Origin of the sequence: Sphingomonas panacis, assembly GCF_001717955.1 — a bacterium.
Classification (GTDB): domain Bacteria; phylum Pseudomonadota; class Alphaproteobacteria; order Sphingomonadales; family Sphingomonadaceae; genus Sphingomonas; species Sphingomonas panacis.
The window spans coordinates 34906-53113 of the sequence record NZ_CP014169.1 but is presented as its reverse complement, the minus strand read 5'-3'; the positions used below and the strand labels follow the sequence as shown (position 1 = coordinate 53113).

Below are 18208 nucleotides of genomic sequence, written 5' to 3'. Positions count from 1 at the left end.
TGTCATTGTACCTGAATCACCGGACAGAACACCCAAGTCCACTGGATTCTGATCTCAAATAAGCGGCCAATGTTCATGGCGACTCATCCAGCAAAGGAGGTCGCAATGAAGCATTCCAAATCGAGTTCGCTCCGCGCCGGAGATGCAGCGTGGAGTAAGGCTGCGGAACGTGAGCCGGTAATTCGGCGATTGGCGGGCCTTAAGCGCGTCCGTGAAGGCGATTTGCGCTCAGCGATGCGGGATCTGCAACTGGGCCGCTCACAAATTTGCCTGCTCCTGGCGCGGTACCGCTCCAATCCCGTGCCAGTGCTCCCATGCCAGAACGACCGGGCGCTAAGCCCGGTCGATCCAATCTGTCCCAACCTGTCGACGGGCTAATCGAGGAAGTCATCGATGATTTCTATCGGACCCGCCAGAAACCAAGTGTCGCAGCGTTGTGCGAGGCGATCGAGCATGAATGCAAAGCTCGCGGATTGCGATCGCCATCTAGAAAAGCCGTCTCGGCACGGGTGGCACGTCGAAGCGATGTTTCTGGCGGATTGTGTCGATCCATTCATTCGCTGCCCCTCTGCTTGAGACGTGATGTGTTTTTATTACGGAACGCGTTACGCTCGGGCGACTGGATCTCGGAGGAGATGGCGATATTTCAGCCCGACGCGCTCTCTGGCGAAACCTTCCATACTGTCGTCTGGCCGCGCGGCTGAGCATCTGCTGGCCAAGCTGCCCGAACGGCTTATCGTCCATGCTGACCGCGCTTACGACACCAATCGCGTCCGCGAGCTGATCGAGCGCCACGGTGCGGTCCCGAACATCCCGTCAAAGCGCACCTGCCTGTGGAAAGCTGCTTCAGCAGGACCTTCTACAAGGGCCGTAACGCCATCGGGCGTATGTTCTGCCGCCTCGAGGACTGCGACGCCTCGCAACCCTACGACCGGATCGCCAGGAACTTCCTCGGCGCCATCCATCTCGCCGCCGCGATCATGTGGTGATTGTGAGTCCCAGCCCTAGAGGGCGATGATCATCACTGCGGCAAAGCGGCGCAACGCGCATCGATCTGCCCGCATTCTTCGGGAGCGCGGTGTTGGCCCTGCCGGTTCCAACGGATTGGGACGCTTTCCTCATGCCGGCCAGCCACGAGGCGCATCTTGGGCGCCGCGATGGACTGGGCCGACGCATCATGGACTTCGTGCGGTTCGAGCACTGCAACCTGTGACTCCAAGCCAAACTGCCGGGCCGGCCTTCTCGGCGATACGACCTTCTGCGGCGGCTTGTTCTATGCGCGCGAGGATCACTAGAGCTACATCATCGCGGGGCAGATCATGCACATTGGTGATCATCGGCGGCGGCCGGGACATGACCGGATCCTTGATGGCCCGGCCAACCTGACACGGCGAAGTCGGCGCCATCGCGCGGCATGCGCTGCGCATGTATTCTGAGGCGCTTGAAACAGCGACCGAGACGAGCCGGCTCATCCAGATGATGGCGCGGATCGAATTCCTCGCCGCATCTGATGACTCTATGTCGATGGAGCGCGCAAAGCGGATGATCGCCCAGCAGATAGACCGTCGTCGCCAAGGCCGTTCGAAACGTTGCCGTTGTATCTATCTCCGATTGGTGCTTTTGCCGGCGTTAGGAGCGGGAGGGGGGCGGGCATTGATTCAGGACCGCCTCGACCATCAGGAGCGTGGGCTCGCCGGGGCATGCATGCGCGGTGAAGCCCATTTCGCGCTCGAGGTCGATTGCCGCATGGTTCTCTCGGCTCTCGATCGCCTGAAGACGGCCGATGCCCTTTGCGCGCGCGATGCCGGCCACATGCTTCAGCAGCGCCCAGCCGATACCACGGCCTTTATAATTACGGTGGACCGAGATCGCGACCTCGGCGGTCGCCAGCGTTGGATCGGCCGCCAGCATCGCCGTCGCGACAAGATTGTCGCTTTCAGGCTCGAACGCGACAAAGGTCTCGCTGCCGACATGGTCGACGCGCAGCATCGCTGCAATCTGGTCATGTCCGACATGCTGCACGGCAGACAGGAATCGAAAGCGCAGATCCTCAAGCGTCACGCCCTCGAATAGCGCTTCCAGCCGTGCTTCATCGGCCGCGACGGCGGGCCGGACATGGAGTTGCAGCCCGCTTCGCGTCGCCAGGATTTCCACGGTTTTGTCGGCAACGGGGGCTGATCCCGTATCTTGAGATTGGGATGACATGTGTCGCGTCTCGCATTTGTTTGAGGCGTTGAGAGTGAACATTGGATGCGGCGGCGGGGGCTTGTCCGGCAATGCGTATATGTACCGATGCCGATTTGATCCGTGCGATGCCGGCGCTCCTCAAGCGTTGCATCGCTGTCAGTTACCGCCCGACTACGTAACAATCCGCATAGGGCCCTGTGCCTCGCAGGATCATGAAGCGCGACAGGATTCCCTCGATGACGAGGGAAAGTCGCGCAACAACGGGTGCCGATCATCGACGCTCTTCGCGCGGCCCAACTGGCGCAGATTCCCCCCGCGCCGAGAAGGATCGTTCGATGAGCTACGCGACCATCAATCCCTATACCGGCGACACCGTCGCAACCTTCCCCGACGCAACCGACGATGAGGTCCTCCACGCCATCGGGCGGGCGGATGACGCATTCCGGGTCTGGCGGGACAGCGCATTCGCGGACCGCTCGTCCGTGATGCGCCAGGCCGCGACGATCTTGCGGCGTGACATCGACACCTATGCGCCCATCCTCACGCTGGAGATGGGCAAACTCCTCTCGGAGGCCAAGGCGGAGGTCGAGCTGTCCGCAGCGATTTTCGACTATTATGCCGACAATGCCGAGCGCCTGCTCGCACCGCAAATCCTGCCGGTCGCCGATCCTGCCGAGGGCGAAGCGACCCTGGTGCACGAGCCGCTAGGCGTACTGCTCGCGATCGAGCCGTGGAACTTCCCTTATTATCAGATCGCCCGGATCATCGCGCCGCAGCTTTCGGCGGGCAATACGATGCTGCTCAAACATGCCGCCAACGTGCCGCAGAGCGCGGCGGCGTTCGAAGCGCTGATGCGCGAGGCCGGGCTGCCGGACGGTGCCTTCACCAACCTCTATGCCACGCACGCGCAGATCGAACTGATCATCAACGATCCGCGTGTCCATGGCGTCGCGCTCACCGGCTCCGAGGCCGCTGGTGCCATGGTTGCGGCGCAGGCCGGCAAGGCGCTCAAGAAATCGACGATGGAGCTGGGCGGCGCGGACGCTTTCGTCGTCCTTGCCGATGCAGAACTCGACAAGACCGTGAACTGGGCGGTCTTTGGCCGCCACTGGAACGGCGGCCAAGTCTGCGTATCCTCCAAGCGCATGATCATCGTCGACGATGTCTATGACGCCTTCGTCAAACATTATACCAAGGGGGTCGCCGCGCTCCGCATGGGCGATCCGTTAGATCCCGCTACGACGCTGGCGCCCCTGTCCTCGCAGAAGGCGGCCGACGATCTGAAGGAGATGGTCCGCCAGGCCGTCGAGTTCGGCGCAAAGGCGATCGCGGTCGGACCGGATGCGCCCAATCAGGGCGCCTTCGTGCAGCCGACGATCCTGACCGACATCGCTGAGGACAATCCCGCGCGCCACTGGGAGTTCTTCGGTCCGGTCTCGATGCTGTTCCGCGCCAGGGATGAAGACGATGCGGTGCGGATCGCCAATGACTCGCCCTTCGGCTTGGGCGGCTCGGTGTTCACCGCCGACCCCAGGCACGGCGCCGAAGTCGCGAAGCGCATCTCAACCGGCATGGTGTTCGTGAACCATCCCACGATGGTCAAGGCTGACCTGCCCTTCGGCGGCGTGCGGCGCTCGGGTTATGGCCGCGAACTGCTCGGGCTCGGCCTCAAGGAGTTCGTCAACCACAAGCTGATCGATGTCGTCGACATCGACGCGCCCTTCTGACCGGGGCGCCCGCGCCGCGGCTCTGGCGACCACTAAAACTCAAATCACATCAAGAGACATGATCATGGACAAGACAATGAAGGCGGCCGTCGTCCGCGCATTCGGCAAGCCCCTCGTGATCGAGGAAGTAACGGTCCCGATGCCCGGGCCGGGCCAAATCCTGGTCAAGATCGCCGCAACCGGGGTCTGCCACACCGATCTCCACGCCGCCGAAGGCGACTGGCCGGTCAAGCCGAACCCGCCGTTCATTCCCGGCCATGAAGGCGTGGGCCATGTCGTCGCGGTGGGCGCCGGTGTCACCGTCGTCAAGGAAGGCGACCGCGTCGGCGTGCCCTGGCTATACACCGCCTGCGGGCACTGCGTGCATTGCCTGGGTGGCTGGGAAACGTTGTGCGATACCCAGCAGAATACGGGCTATTCGGTGAACGGCAGCTTCGCGGAATATGTGATCGCCGACCCCAATTATGTGGGGCATCTCCCTGCCAATATTGGCTTTGTCGAGATCGCGCCAATTCTCTGCGCGGGCGTCACCGTCTATAAGGGTCTCAAGGTTACCGACACCAAGCCCGGCGACTGGGTGGCGATCTCGGGGATCGGCGGCCTTGGCCATATGGCGGTGCAATATGCCAAGGCGATGGGCCTCAACGTGGTCGCGGTCGATATCGACGACGCCAAGCTGAAGCTCGCCGAAGAGCTGGGCGCAGCGCTCACCGTCAATGCCCGCACTGTCGATCCCGCAGCCTTCATCAAGAAGGAGATCGGCGGCGCACAGGGCGTGCTCGTCACCGCCGTCTCGCCGATCGCGTTCAGTCAGGCGATGGGGATGGTCCGCCGGGGCGGCACGGTCTCGCTTAACGGCCTGCCGCCCGGCGATTTCCCGATCTCGATCTTCGACACGGTGCTCAACGGCGTCACGATCCGCGGCTCCATCGTCGGCACCCGGCTCGATCTGCAGGAAGCGCTCGACTTCGCCGCGGACGGTAAGGTGCGCGCGACGGTGGCGACCGATAGGCTCGAGAATATCAACGACATCTTCGGCCGCATGCATCGCGGTGAAATTGAAGGGCGCATCGTCATCGATTTTGAGAATGCGGTTTAGCGGGCGACGTGTGCGGCGGGATTGTTAACGGAGCGAGGCGACGCCTCGCTGCAACACAGAAAGGCGGCGGGCGTCGCTTTGTCGATTCAAGCCCGGACAGGGTCATTGGCCGGCGGCTCGCATATGTCGGGAAGGCCGCCGGCGCCGCGCAACAGTGCGGCCGCGCGATCGGTCGCGGCTTTGGTGGTCATCGACAGCGCCTTGACCTCGGAAGCGACGACGGCAAACCCTTTCCCGGCGTCGCCAGCACGCGCTGCCTCGATCGTCGCGTTCAACGCCAGCAGGCTCGTTTGCTTGGCTATCGTGTCGATCGCAGCGACGATCGGCACCAATTCGCGGTTGGTTTCCTCCAGCGTGACCCGGCGGCCCTCCGACTGCTCCTGAAGCCTGCGCATCCGTGCCGCTTCGACGCGTTCCCGATTGCGCATGACGGTCACGTCATTGGCGATTTTCAGAATCTTGACCGGGCGCCCGTCGATGTCGAGGATGGGATTGTAGGTGGCCTGAAACCATAGGTCCGATCCGTCCTTGGCGATCCGATGATACTCGCCACGCTCGAATTCGCCCCGGTTCAGCCGTTCCCAGAACGCTTCATATTCGACCGAATGCTTCTCTTCCGCCGGCATGAAGATGCTGTGATGCCTCCCACGCAATTCCTCCCGCGCGTAGCCGGTCGCCTCAGCAAAGTTTGTGTTGGCATCGAGAATTCTCCCCGAAAGGTCGAACTCGATGCAGATCTGCGAGCGGTCGATTGCCTTCAATTTACTTCGATATTCGGCGCTCCGCGTCCGGTCGCGCGCCGCGCGCGCGATACCGATGCCAGCAAAAAGCAACTGCGCTTCCCAGGCGGCGATCGCGTCGATTGCGCAGATGAGCCGCCGACAGTCGCCGGGGCGAGCCGCGAGGCGATCCCACAAGCACTCGCGCAAACCGGCATAAAAGCGATCGCGGACACAGAATATCGTGCTCGTTTCGAGATCCTGGTCGACCAGGCCCATACCGTGTCTGACGACGGATTGGCTCCACGCCGGATCCAAAGCCTGGGGGATCGACGTGAAGACAGTCCCACCAGCTGAAGGTTCCATTCCTGTCGCCGTTTCAGGCGAGAACGACACTCTTGCTATCGCCAAGCGGTCGCTTTCCGGGATAAGCGTCATTATTTCGCCGAGCGCCGATGCCAACATGCCGGTGGGATCGTAGGTCCTCTGCTGCAGCTCGAAGTTCATCGGCGCGCTGTCGTTCAAGTCCGTCCCCCCCGTACCACCGTTCGGGCCAGCGCCCGACAGGCAAGCTTTTTGGTGCTGTACGACCAATGCATTGAGGCGCGTCATGATCCAAACACGACGAGCTTCGCCATCGATTTTCATCGGGCACAGCCAAGAGGGACAGGTTTCTCCTTCAGCGCGCTCATTGTCCATTGTATATTGCGAAACCAGCTTAACGTCTTGCTTTTGCGAGCGATCTAGAGGTTCCTACGGTGGTCATGTCGGCTTGGCCGGTCAGGTTCCGACCGATCATCATATACGATTGCCCTATCGTGCGCGACGCCCCGATCAGTCGCTCGATCTCCTCGCACACGGAACAGGCAGCGTGGTCTGAAACCCATGGCGATGCGAAGTCTCACTGGGCGCGAGATCCGGCCGACTTGGGCACGCCGGAAAGCACGCGCGTCAGGTCCGGTTCAATGGCCCAGCACGAGCGGCAGCCTGGCTTCCGTCAACATTCGGCGGGTCACGCCCCCGAACAGAGCTTCGGTCAACCGGCCACGACTGAACGCGCCCATCAGGCAATAATCGGCGCGAAAGCTATGGCATTGTTCCGAGATCAGCACGTCGGCACGCCCGTGGTGGTCGCGAACGCGCACGATCGTCGCATGGATGTCGTGACGCGACAGATAGGTGGCGGCCTCTTCGGCCGGGATGGCTTCGGACCCGTCGTCGACCGTGAACAGGCGCACCGAGGCAGCCAGCTTGAGCAGCGGCACACAGGCCTCCATCGTCGCCATCACGGGCGCGGAGCCATCCCATGCGATCACGGCACGTCCAGCCGTATCGAAGCGGCGGCAATCATCCGGCACGGCCACCAATGGCTTACGCGCCCGCATGGCAAGCCGGCCGCTGATCGCCCGCATATCGGGACTGGAGATATCGAGCTTGCGGTTGACGATGATCAGGTCGGAAAGCCCGGAAGCCCGGGTAATGCAATCGGCGATGTCGCCGACCGCGTCCACCCAATCCCAAGTCACATCTTCGTTCGCCAGACGCGCTTCGAGGGTCGCGCGGTTTCCGGCTTCGCGCTCACGTTCGTCCGCCAGCAGCATGGCCGACCCGATCCCGTCATAGTCGCCGGCCATAACCGGCATCTGCACGACGTCGAGACAGGTAAGATGGCCGGTCAAACCGCGCGAGATATCGAGCGCGGCCTGAAATCGCGCTTCCTGGCCCGCATCGTCGTGCACCAGCAACAAGATGTTTTTCATGATCGCCTCCGTTGTCCGCCGCCCGGCAACAATGGACCGAGATTAAAGGGCGCAATCGTGGAAGATATGCGTGTTGTTACGGATACAGGGTGCAGAGCGATGTTGCGCTATACCCCCGGGCGTAACGGTCTTCGCCGTTCAGACTACCGCGATGTGCTGGGCGACTGGCAGGATCAAGCAGACGATCGTCCCCTTGTTCTCTCCGCTGCGGATCCGCAGCCGCCCCTGCGCTGACTCGGCGAATCGGCGGACCCGTGCGAATCCTGATCCGTGCGCGGCGGGACGTTCGTTGCTATGCGTCAGACGAACGAGGCTGACTTCGTCCATACCGCGCCCGTCGTCGGCCACGCTCAACCATAGACAAGCTCCGGCCCTGCGCGTGCCGATCATGATCCGTCCGGAATTCCCCATGGCCTTGCGGGCATTGGCGACCAGTTCGAGGAGTGCCGCATCGAGATCGCCATGCTTCAACCGGACAGGAATCGGGATGGTCGCCAGGTCGAACACGATGTTCGCCTGACGACCCGCAAGCGCCTGGATCATCGGCTGGAGGCTGATGACGTGCTGGTTGATATCGTCGATCCGGTTGGCGTCTGTGGACGGCGCGCGCGTCAGGAGTTTTGTCGTAAGGTCGCCGCCCCGTAACGCCGCGCTTTCGATGGCGGCGAGCAGCATTGCCCGACGTTCGGCATTTGGATCATCGTCCAACATGTGGCGCGCGGATGCCACGATGCCGAAGAGGTTGCGCAAGTCATGGATGGCCTCTCGATCGAGCGTGATCGCGGTGCAGTCCGTCGAACAAACGCTGCAGTCATCCTGCGCTACACGCATGTCTGCCATTCCCAAGATGGTCGCCCCCATCGGCGCTACCGTTGTTGGCCCCGCGCCAAGACATTCGGACTTGAATAATCGCGACCAACTTGCGGTCGCGTCGCTTGTCGGTCGATACGCAATGTTACCAAGGTCGGGCAGATCAGCTTCCAAAGAGGATCGGCACTGGGCCGCCGTCGAGCAACTCGTGAGTGACACCTCCCAGGAACAGCTCGCGCAGTCGTGAATGGCCGGAGGCGCCGAGCACCAGCAGGTCCGCCCGATGCGTTCTGGCAAAATCGGCCAAGATTGCGGCATCGGAGCCGCCTTCTGAAGGGATCGTGTGGACGGTTACGGCAAAGCCATGGCGCGCGATGTTGCGGGCGATGTCGGCGCCCGGTTCGGATCCGTGACCCTTGGTCGTTGGCTTGGCGTCGACAACGATCACATCCACCTCTGCACCCGAAGCGGCGAGCGAAAGTCCGTCGCCCAGCGCACGAGTTGCTTCGCGCGTCGCGTTCCAGCCGATTGCAATATGGGCAAAGGCGCGGGGTCGCCATTGTGCCGGCAGGATCAGCACCGGCCGTCCGGAGGACAGGGCGACATTCTCAAACAGGCGCTTGCGCAGATGCGGGTTGGCATAAGCCGAGACGGGCCCGAATAGGATCAGATCGGCATAACGTGCCTGAACCGGCGCCTTGTCGAGCAACACGCCGGTCTCATCGCTCAAGATGCGGACCTCATAGCCCTCACGCTCCGCGATCCTGGCAACCTCGGCCTGCTTCTCACCTGCCGCCTCGACATAATCGGTGAGAAGGACATAGGGAGGCCCGAACGCCAGGGCATAGTCGGCTGTCGGGACCGCGGAAAGGATGGCGATGCTCAGATGGGCGTCATGGAAGCGCGCGAATTCCCGCGCGTCCTTCAAAAATTGCTCGTCCGCATCACCGGTGTCGACAATCGCCAATATGTCCTTGAGCATATGCTTCTCCACCTGTCATCGCGCGACAATGGTCGCGCGATCGCGGGCTCCGGGCATTTGGGAAATATACTTAGGAATGCCGGTTCAGGCGCGGCCCGTCGCGCGATCGACGCAGGCCAGCAGGCGGTGGTCGAGCAACGGTTTTTCCAGAATGTCGGCAAAGCGATCCCTGTCCTCGCTCGCCGCCACAAAGTCGGCACTGTGACCGGTGATGAGAATGGCAGGCTGGAGCCAGCCGGCCGCGCGCAGTCCCCGCAGCAGTTCGAGACCGTCCATGCCCGCCATGCGATAGTCGGTGACAAGGCAGGCAGCGCTGATCGAGGCGGGATCGGCGAGTGCGAGTGCCCCGCTCGAAAACGCTCGCACATCATAGCCGCGCGCGTGAAGGACCAGCTGGATGGATCGACGGACCCCGCTGTCATCTTCGACGAGAAGGACCCGGGGCCGCTCCATCGGCGATGGAACTTGCATGAAAGACATCCTGATAACAACCGGCCCATTCCGATTTGATTCTCTATGTGCCTGACCAGCAGCGCGTGTCGCTACGTATTGGTCCTATTGGATTCATGCCGAAATCGAACAGTCCGGTGAGACATCAGTCCTGGCCAAGGCCGGCCGCAAAGGCGATCCGCAGCGCGTCGGAGAGCGACCGAACGCCGAGCTTTGCCATCAGATTGGCACGGTGAACCTCGACGGTTCTGGCGGAGATTTCGAGGTCGTAGGCGATCGTCTTGTTGGGCAGCCCCCTGGCGAGGCCTTCGAGCACATCGCGCTCGCGCGGTGTCAGTCCGGCGATCACGACCGAAGCCTCCTGGGCGGAGCTTGCCTTGCGATCCTTGTCGTCGAGCCGAAAAAACGCCGCCTCGATCGAACCGAGCAAGACGGCCCGCTCGAACGGTTTCTCGATGAAGTCGACCGCGCCCGCCTTCATGGCGCGCACCGCGATGCCGACATCGGCATGGCCCGTCAGGACGACGATCGGCATGACGACCCCCAAATCGATGAGCGCCTTCTGGACCTCCAGGCCATCCATTTCGGGCATTCGCACATCGAGCAGAATACAGCCTTCGGCGGCGTGGCGTACCGCTTTGAGAAAGTCGGTGCCCGATGCCCAGGTCGCGACAGCATAGCCAGCACTTTTCAGCAGGAAGCCGGCCGAGCGACGGATGGCATCCTCGTCGTCGACGATATGGACTGTGCGCTTATCCGCCATCTGGCTCCTCCAAAGCTACATGCATCAACGTGAAATGAAAGCGCGTGCCGCCACCTGCCGGCGAGTCCGCCCAGATCCTGCCGCCATGGGCTTCCACGATCGTCCGGCAGATCGAAAGGCCGAGACCCATGCCCTCGCTCTTCGTGCTCAGAAACGCCTGAAAGAGCTGGGTGGCGACCACATCGGCAAGCCCGGGGCCGGTGTCCGACACCGTGACCCGCACCAGACCAGGCGCATCCGGCGCGGTGGTGATCGTCAGGATCCGTTCCTCGCTTTCCGCCATCGCCTCGCCGGCGTTGCGGATCAGGTTGACGAGAACCTGCTCGACCTGCACCCGATCGGCGAGGACCGGGGTCGCGCTCGGGTCGAGCCGCAACACCGTCTCGACACCATGTTCGCGCAGGCCGACAAAGCCAAGCGAACAGGCTTCCCGGATCAGCGTCGGCAGATCCTCGACATGCTTCTGCACCTCGCCCCGCGCCACGAAGTCCCTCAGCCGGCGAACGATTTGCCCCGCGCGCAGCGACTCCGATGCCGCATCCTTCAGCGCCTCGCGGACGATCGCAACCGTCTCGGCATCCGGATGCTCGAGCAAAGCCTCGGCGGTCTCGACATAGTTGACCACGGCGGTGATCGGCTGATTGAGTTCATGGGCAAGCGTGGAGGCCATCGCACCCATCGCGCTGACCCGCGAGACATGGATCAGCTCGGACTGCAATTCCTTAAGCCGCGCGGCGGTTGCCTCCTCTTGGGTCAGATCGCGCATGAAACCTGTGAAAAGCCGTCGCCCGCCGCCGGTGGCTTCGCCGATCGCCAGTTCGTGCGGCACCGGCGTTCCGTCCTTGCGGCAGCCCATGACGCGCCGCGTGCTGCCGATGATATGGCGCTCGCCGGTCGCCAGATATCGGCCGACATAGCTGTCATGGGCTTCCCTGTCCGGCGAGGGCATCAGCATCGAAACGTTCTTGCCCAGAACCTCCGATTCCTCATAGCCGAACATCCGCTGCGCCGTGCTGCTGAACGACACCATCGTGCCCTCGTCGTCGATCACGACCATCGCATCGGGCACCGTGGCGAGGATCGAGTTGAGTTGTGCCTCGCGGGTTTCGATCGCGCGCTCGGCGGCCTTCTGGTCAGTGATGTCGCGCACGACCTTGCCGAAACCCCGCAGCGTGCCATCCTCGTCGTAAAGCGGCGTGATGGTGACGTCGGCGAGAAACTCCGAGCCGTCCTTGCGCACGCGCCAACCTTCCTCCTGGAATTTGCCGTCGGCGCGTGCGTTGTCGAGATCGGCATAAGGCTTGCCGTTCGCCCGCTCCTCAGCCGGATAGAAGACCTCCGTGGGCTTCCCCAGAATCTCCTGTTCGGTCCAGCCCTTGATGCGCTCGGCGCCTTTGTTCCAGATCGCAACACGGCCTTCAGGATCGAGCATGTAAATCGCGTAGTTGGTGGCGCCGTCGATCAGGAGCCCAAGCTCCTCGGTCATCTCCTGCGCCTTGCGCGAACTCTCTCCGGCGTCGACCTCATGCACATGCGCCGTGTCACGCCAGTGCGACATCCGCCGCGTCAGCAGGATGATTCCGGCCGAGACGGTGGCGAAGCCAGCGGCGTTGACGAGGTGATCGGCATCGCGGAACGGCGTGTCGACGAGAAGGAAACCGATCACGGTTGCCAGCGCAAGCGCCAGTACGGCCGGTCTGATCCCGCCCAGCCAAGCCGAAGCGAGCACGGCAATGGTCAGCAACAGCCAGGTCGGACGATCCAAGAGATAGGGCTCGAGCAGAAGCGAGACGCCCATTGCCAGCGCCACGACGAGCATCGCCATCCAGTAAGCGCGGATCGCACGCCACCAAGCTTCGCGGTCATCCGCACGTGTCTCCATCGCTTCCATTCCGTTGGCTGTGGTCAAGGCGCGCGAATTACTCACGAGACACGATGTGAGCATTATGCTCAAGCGAGATGTCAGCCCGCCGGCCTTATACTTCGCTTCTCGCTGCGCCCTCTTCATTCGACGCCTGGAGATCGGCCGGTGCACCGCTCCGGTCCATGGCGTGAGTCTCGCCTTTCAGGCAAGCATCGAGCCCGTCTCGACGAAGCGCTGATGCCACGACAAAGCTTCACCCAGAAGGGTTGGCGATTGCTGGCCATAGGAGTGGAGACGCGCGCGGCGGTAATAATCCTGCAGTGCCGGCCGGTAGTTGGGATGCGCGCATTTCTCGATGATGAGGGCGGCGCGCTGCTTGGGTGACAATCCGCGCAGGTCGGCAAGCCCCTGCTCGGTGACGATCACCTGCACGTCCTGGGTGATATGATCGACATGGCTCGCCATCGGCACGATCGCTGAAATATCGCCGTCCTTCGCGGTCGACGGTGTCATGAAGATCGAGACATAGGCGTTGCGCGCAAAGTCGCCCGATCCGCCGATGCCGTTCTGGATGCGCGATCCCATGACGTGCGTGGAATTGACGTTGCCATAAATGTCCGCCTCGATCAGGCCGTTCATCGCGATGCAGCCGAGCCTGCGGATCAGTTCGGGATGATTGCTGATCTCCTGCGGGCGCAGGATCATCCGGTCGTGATAGCGGTGCATATTGGCGTTGAGCGTCGCTGCGGCCTCGGGGCTGAGCGAGAAGGCGGTCGCCGACGCCATGCGCAGTTTGCCGGAATCGAGCAGGTCGAGCATGCCGTCCTGGATAACCTCGGTGTACGCGGTCATATTCTCGAACCGGCTGTCCACGAGGCCCGAGAGCACGGCGTTGGCGATGTTGCCGACACCGGATTGGAGCGGCAGCAGATTGGCGGGCAACCGTCCGCGTGCGACCTCATGCGCGAAGAAGTCGAGCAGATGGCCGGCGATGGCGAACGCCGCGTCTCCAGGGGCTGCGAACGGCAGGTTGCGATCCGGCGCCTCGGTTTCGACGATCGCGATCACCTTGTCGGGATCGCAGCGGAAATAGGCATCGCCGATGCGGTCGTCAGGCCTGACCAATGGGATGGGCACGCGGTTGGGCGGCAATGCGGTGCCATAATAAATGTCGTGCATCCCCTCGAGCGCGGGGTTCTGCCAGCGATTGACCTCGAGGATCACCTTGTCCGCGCGGTCGAGCCAGGTCTTGTTGTTGCCGACCGAAGAGGACGGGATCAGCGCACCGTCAGCCCGGATGCCGGATACCTCGATTAGCGCAACGTCCAGCGGCCCGAGAAAGCCCTGCCACGCCATCGGCGCGACCTGGCTGAGATGCATGTCGAAATAGTCCATTTCACCGCGATTGATCTTCTCGCGCGCGATCGGGTCCGAATTATAGGGAAGGCGGAATTCGATGCCGTCCGCCTTGGCCAGCGCGCCGTCAAGTTCGGGCCCGGTCGAGGCGCCGGTCCAGACGCGCACGCGAAAGGGATTTCCCCTGGCATGTTCCGCCTCGATCCGCGCTGCGAGCGCCAACGGCACGGCCTTGGGATAGCCCGATCCTGTAAATCCGCTCATGCCGATCGTCATGCCGTGGTGCAGCAGCGCGGCGGCTGCGTCCGCATCCATCGTCCTGGACGCCAGGACGCTATTCGTGATCCGATCGTTCATTCCAGACAAGCCTCCTTGCGGCAATCGCATTTTGACCATGACGATAGCTCGCTCGGCATTAGCTGGCGCTGGTCGTGATTACATCGCGCGGGCACTGCCGCGACGTCATTTCTTTGCTTGCGGGGCTTTGGTCGGTAGGTCCGTGGTCGCCTTGGCCATCGCAAGCCAAGGCTTCACGAAGGTTTCGAACGATACGCCAGGCTCGATGCTCATGGCGGCGCTCAAGCTTTCTTGCCAATCTTGCAGCGCTGCGTCGATCTGCTGCGCGGTCACGATGCGCACGGTTTCGGCCTCGGCGATGACGTCCTGCCAGTGCCCGGTGACACTGGCTGGGGGCATCCCACCTTTGTCTGCCGACACCTTGGTCAAGGCGAGCCGCGCCTCATCGGCAATTTCCGAGACGCCGCGGCCGCCAAGCTCCATCAGTTTCTGGCCGCTCTCGCGCCAGGTTTCCGCCAGCTTGAGACTGAGGTGCATGTTTGCCTGCGCTACGGCCAGGACATTGTCGAGGGGCTGGGGCATCGCGAGTGGCTCCTAAGGTTCGCCCGTAGGATTTGATGGATCGTGCGGAAGCGTGACCTCTCGGCGGATGGATCGCCATCGGGATATGTACGTAAACAGGTTCGCAGGAGCGTCTGGCCGGTTTCGATTTGGCCTGAAGGAGCCGCGTGAACGGCGGAGCAGCAGCGGCGCTGTGCAGTTTCGGAGAGCGGCCGCCGGAATGCGCGGCTTGAGAATGCCCGTTGCGACTGACTAAGCCAACAGGTGCTGGCCGCCATCGACCGGAATGATAGTTCCGGTGATGCGGTGCGCGGCATCGCTGACCAGAAAGGCCGCCAAGGCGCCAACGTCGCCAACGTCGACGCGGTGACGGGCAGGTGCGCTGGCGGCAGCGCGCTCGAGCAACTCGTCGAACCGCTCCAGACCGCTGGCCGCACGTGTCGCGATCGGTCCGGGCGAGATCGCGTGCGCCCTTATGCCCTTGGGTCCGAGTTCCGCTGCGATGTAGCGGGTTGCGCTTTCGAGAGCTGCCTTCACCGGGCCCATCAGGTTGTAATTTTCAACGACCCGCTCCGACCCGTAAAAGGTGACGCAGAGGAGGCAGCCACCGTCAGGCATCAACGGTTCGGCAAGCCGTGCCACTCGCAGGAAACTGTGGCAGGACACATCCATCGCTATCGCAAAACCCTCGGCCGAGCAGTCGACGACGCGGCCGTGCAGATCCTCGCGGGGCGCATAGGCGATCGAGTGAAGCAGGAAGTCGAGACCGCCCCATCGCAATTTGACCTGCTCGAACAGGGCCTCGATCTCGCCCGGTACGCGCACGTCGCACGGGCCAGTCCACTCGACGCCGAGCCGTTCGGTGACCGGAGTGACCCAGTCCTTCGCCTTCTCGTTGAGATAGGTCGCAGCCAGCCGCGCGCCGCATCCGGCGAAAGCATCCGCGCAGCCGGCAGCAATGCTCAGGTCGTTCGCGATGCCGATAATAAGACCGCGCTTGCCGGTCAGATCAACGAGCGGTTTCATGTTCTCTCCCGACGAGTTTGAGGGTGTGGGTTGCGATCATCCGTTCCTCGTTGGTCGGGATGACAAGCACTTTGACGCGACTGTCGGGCAGGCTGATGAGGGGTCCGTTGCCGGCGTTGGCCAACTCATCGATCTCGATACCAAGCCAGGCGAGCCGGCCGCAGATACGGCTGCGGATATCGGGACCATTCTCGCCGATCCCCGCGGTGAAGACCAGGCCGTCGAGGCCGCCTAGCGAGGCCAGGAGTGCGCCGACTTCGCGCGCTGCGCGCCAGGCGAACAGCGCGATCGCTTCCTCGGCTTCCGGTGCATCGCTCGCCAGAAGCGCCCGCATGTCGCTGGACAGGCCCGATACGCCGAGCAGGCCCGATTGCTTGTAGAGGAGGGTTTCGACCTCGGCCGCGCTCATCTCCATCTGCGTCTGGAGGTGGAGCACGGCGCCCGGATCGATGCTGCCGCACCGCGTTCCCATCATCAGGCCGTCGAGGGCGGTGAAGCCCATGGTCGTGTCGATGCTCTTGCCATCGAGCATGGCGCACAGGCTTGCGCCATTGCCGAGATGCGCCGCGATGACGCGCCCTTTGGCGAGTCCGGGATCGATCTCCGCGAGGCGACCCGCGATATATTCGTAGGACAGCCCGTGAAACCCATAGCGCCGGATGCCCTGGTCATGGAGCGCGCGGGGGATGGCGAGACGGGTCGCGAGCGCCGGCTTGTCGTGATGGAAGGCGGTATCGAAGCAGGCCACCTGCGGCAGACCGGGCTGGAGCGTATTGATCGCGCGGATGGCAGCGAGATTGTGGGGCTGATGGAGCGGTGCGAGCGGACAGAGTTTGTCGAGCGCACCGAGTAGCGCTTCATCGACAAGCCGTGGCTCGGCGAACTCCGTGCCGCCGTGGACGACACGGTGGCCGATCGCGATGACCTCGCGACCGTCGAGATGGCTCGCAGCCCAGTCGAACAGGTCCTTCAGCAAATCGGAGTGGGTCAGCGAGGCGCCGCCGTCGGGCCAGGCGCGATCGACGAGAGTTTCGCCCGCGACCGTCCGCGCTGTCAGGCGCGGGGCGATCCCGATGCCCTCGATCTTTCCGCTGGCGGAAAGTTCAGGAGGTCGGGAAGCATCGAGCGTGTACAGCGCGAACTTGATGCTCGACGAGCCGGAATTGAGACTGACGACGGCTTTCATGGCACCATCGGCTCCGGCACGCCTGGCGCCGCCTTCGTCGCGGCACGGGCGAGCAGCACCGCGACGGCGCAGGATGCGAGACGGGTGCGCATGCTGTCGGCACGACTCGTCACGATGATCGGGACGCGCGCGCCCAGCACAACGCCGGCGGCGTCGGCACCGCCGAGGAAGGTGAGCTGTTTGGCGAGCATGTTGCCGGCTTCCAGATTGGGAACGACAAGGATTTCGGCGACGCCGGCAACCGCGGAAACGATGCCCTTTTCCTTGGCAGCCGCCGGACTGATGGCATTGTCGAGCGCGAGCGGTCCATCGAGAATGCCGCCGCTGATCTGGCCGCGATCCGCCATCTTACATAGCGCTGCGGCATCGAGCGTCGACTGCATCACCGGGTTGATGGTTTCCACCGCGGCGAGGATCGCGACTTTCGGTTCGGCGATGCCGATGACATGCGCCAGGTCGATCGCGTTGCGGATGATGTCGGCCTTATCCTCGAGGTTGGGTGCGATGTTGATCGCCGCATCGGTGATGATGAGCGGGGCGGGGTGGTCAGGCACGTCCATCAGATAGGCGTGGCTGATCCGCCGTTCGGTACGCAGGCCACTTGCGGACGAGACGACAGCGGTCATCAACTCGTCGGTGTGCAGCGAGCCTTTCATCAGCATGCTGGCTTCGCCTACGCGCACGAGCGCGACCGCCTTGGCGGCGGCATCATGGCTATGGGCGGCGTCGATCAGCCGGAAGCCGGAGATATCCTTGCCGGCCTCTTCGGCCGCCTGGCGAATCCTCGCCGCGGGTCCAACGAGGATCGGATTAATTAGACCGGCATCAGCGGCCTCGACCGCTGCCACGATCGCCGCGGCGCTGCAGGGATGGACAACTGCCGTCGGGACAGGACGCCCCGCCCTGGTCTTCTCGATCAGCAGGCGATAGCCGCCATGCCCCGACAGACGCACGTCCGGCAGCGTCAGGCGCGGTCGACGGACCTTCTCGGTCGGCGCTTTGACCTCTGCCTGACCGGTGATGACGTCTTTGCCGTCCTGATTGGCGCACAGACATTCGAGCACGACGACCTGATGCTCCGGCCTTTTCTCGATCACGGTGACGGTCGTGGTAATGGTGTCGCCGATGCCGACTGGCCGGGTGAAACGCAGCGACTGGCTGAGATAGATGGCGCCGGGGCCCGGCAGCTCGGTGCCGAGCACAGCCGAGATCAGGCCACCGCCCCACATGCCATGCGCGATGATGCGCCGGAACATGTCGGTCGCGGCATAATCGGCATCGAGATGCGCCGGGTTCACGTCGCCCGACACGAGTGCAAAGAGCTGGATATCCTCCGTGGTCAACGTGCGCGTGCTGCTCGCCGTATCGCCGACAGCGATCTCGTCGAACGTGTGGTTCTCGATCATATCGATGCCGGTCAT

At 63.2% G+C, this 18208-nt stretch carries 16 protein-coding genes; 3 read left to right on the top strand and 13 right to left on the bottom strand.

Annotated elements, in window-relative coordinates; translation table 11 throughout:
• Positions 1 to 833: 833 nt before the first annotated feature.
• Positions 834 to 989 carry a transposase gene (locus J0A91_RS23450; RefSeq protein ID WP_169833232.1) on the top strand — a complete coding sequence of 52 codons (156 nt, stop codon included), beginning with the start codon at positions 834 to 836 and terminating at the stop codon, positions 987 to 989.
• A gap of 640 nt (positions 990 to 1629) precedes the next feature.
• Here the strand turns inward: J0A91_RS23450 and J0A91_RS23445 are convergent.
• Positions 1630 to 2247 carry a GNAT family N-acetyltransferase gene (locus tag J0A91_RS23445; protein WP_240502333.1) on the bottom strand — a complete coding sequence of 206 codons (618 nt, stop codon included), beginning with the start codon at positions 2245 to 2247 and terminating at the stop codon, positions 1630 to 1632.
• Between the two features lie 275 nt (positions 2248 to 2522).
• Between J0A91_RS23445 and J0A91_RS23440 the strand changes: the two genes are divergently transcribed.
• The gene (locus J0A91_RS23440) at positions 2523 to 3914 is read left to right on the top strand and encodes an NAD-dependent succinate-semialdehyde dehydrogenase (protein WP_069207640.1); all 1392 of its coding nucleotides are present in this window, start codon (positions 2523 to 2525) and stop codon (positions 3912 to 3914) included.
• A 64-nt stretch (positions 3915 to 3978) separates the two neighbouring features.
• On the top strand, positions 3979 to 5013 hold the full coding sequence (gene adhP, locus J0A91_RS23435; protein WP_069207857.1) for an alcohol dehydrogenase AdhP: 1035 nt from the start codon (positions 3979 to 3981) through the stop codon (positions 5011 to 5013).
• 86 nt (positions 5014 to 5099) lie between these two features.
• Here the strand turns inward: adhP and J0A91_RS25105 are convergent, their stop codons facing one another.
• The 12 genes from J0A91_RS25105 to J0A91_RS23375 form a co-directional block, all read right to left on the bottom strand.
• Positions 5100 to 6380: a methyl-accepting chemotaxis protein gene (locus J0A91_RS25105; protein WP_276204620.1), complete on the bottom strand. Its 1281-nt coding sequence runs from the start codon at positions 6378 to 6380 to the stop codon at positions 5100 to 5102.
• A gap of 314 nt (positions 6381 to 6694) precedes the next feature.
• Complete coding sequence (locus J0A91_RS23425; RefSeq protein WP_069207639.1) at positions 6695 to 7492, bottom strand: universal stress protein; 798 nt, start codon at positions 7490 to 7492, stop codon at positions 6695 to 6697.
• 138 nt (positions 7493 to 7630) lie between these two features.
• The gene (locus J0A91_RS23420) at positions 7631 to 8353 is read right to left on the bottom strand and encodes an ATP-binding protein (RefSeq protein WP_083225019.1); all 723 of its coding nucleotides are present in this window, start codon (positions 8351 to 8353) and stop codon (positions 7631 to 7633) included.
• A gap of 112 nt (positions 8354 to 8465) precedes the next feature.
• On the bottom strand, positions 8466 to 9284 hold the full coding sequence (locus tag J0A91_RS23415) for a universal stress protein (RefSeq protein WP_069207637.1): 819 nt from the start codon (positions 9282 to 9284) through the stop codon (positions 8466 to 8468).
• An 84-nt stretch (positions 9285 to 9368) separates the two neighbouring features.
• Positions 9369 to 9737 carry a response regulator gene (locus J0A91_RS23410; RefSeq protein WP_240502332.1) on the bottom strand — a complete coding sequence of 123 codons (369 nt, stop codon included), beginning with the start codon at positions 9735 to 9737 and terminating at the stop codon, positions 9369 to 9371.
• A gap of 142 nt (positions 9738 to 9879) precedes the next feature.
• Complete coding sequence (locus J0A91_RS23405) at positions 9880 to 10497, bottom strand: response regulator transcription factor (RefSeq protein WP_069207635.1); 618 nt, start codon at positions 10495 to 10497, stop codon at positions 9880 to 9882.
• Complete coding sequence (locus J0A91_RS23400) at positions 10487 to 12379, bottom strand: PAS domain S-box protein (RefSeq protein ID WP_069207855.1); 1893 nt, start codon at positions 12377 to 12379, stop codon at positions 10487 to 10489. Before J0A91_RS23400 ends, J0A91_RS23405 begins: the two co-directional genes overlap by 11 nt.
• Positions 12380 to 12562: 183 nt before the next feature.
• A complete protein-coding gene (locus J0A91_RS23395; RefSeq protein ID WP_069207634.1) occupies positions 12563 to 14074 on the bottom strand; it encodes an acetyl-CoA hydrolase/transferase family protein in 1512 nt (503 codons plus the stop codon).
• A 105-nt stretch (positions 14075 to 14179) separates the two neighbouring features.
• A complete protein-coding gene (locus J0A91_RS23390; protein ID WP_069207633.1) occupies positions 14180 to 14596 on the bottom strand; it encodes a hypothetical protein in 417 nt (138 codons plus the stop codon).
• A 231-nt stretch (positions 14597 to 14827) separates the two neighbouring features.
• Positions 14828 to 15601 carry an enoyl-ACP reductase FabI gene (fabI, locus tag J0A91_RS23385; RefSeq protein ID WP_069207632.1) on the bottom strand — a complete coding sequence of 258 codons (774 nt, stop codon included), beginning with the start codon at positions 15599 to 15601 and terminating at the stop codon, positions 14828 to 14830.
• The gene (locus tag J0A91_RS23380; RefSeq protein WP_069207631.1) at positions 15585 to 16787 is read right to left on the bottom strand and encodes an acetate/propionate family kinase; all 1203 of its coding nucleotides are present in this window, start codon (positions 16785 to 16787) and stop codon (positions 15585 to 15587) included. Before J0A91_RS23380 ends, fabI begins: the two co-directional genes overlap by 17 nt.
• Positions 16784 to 18208 (bottom strand): bifunctional enoyl-CoA hydratase/phosphate acetyltransferase, encoded by a 1425-nt coding sequence (locus J0A91_RS23375; RefSeq protein WP_069207630.1) that lies wholly within the window; start codon positions 18206 to 18208, stop codon positions 16784 to 16786. The genes J0A91_RS23380 and J0A91_RS23375 overlap by 4 nt, the downstream gene beginning before the upstream one ends.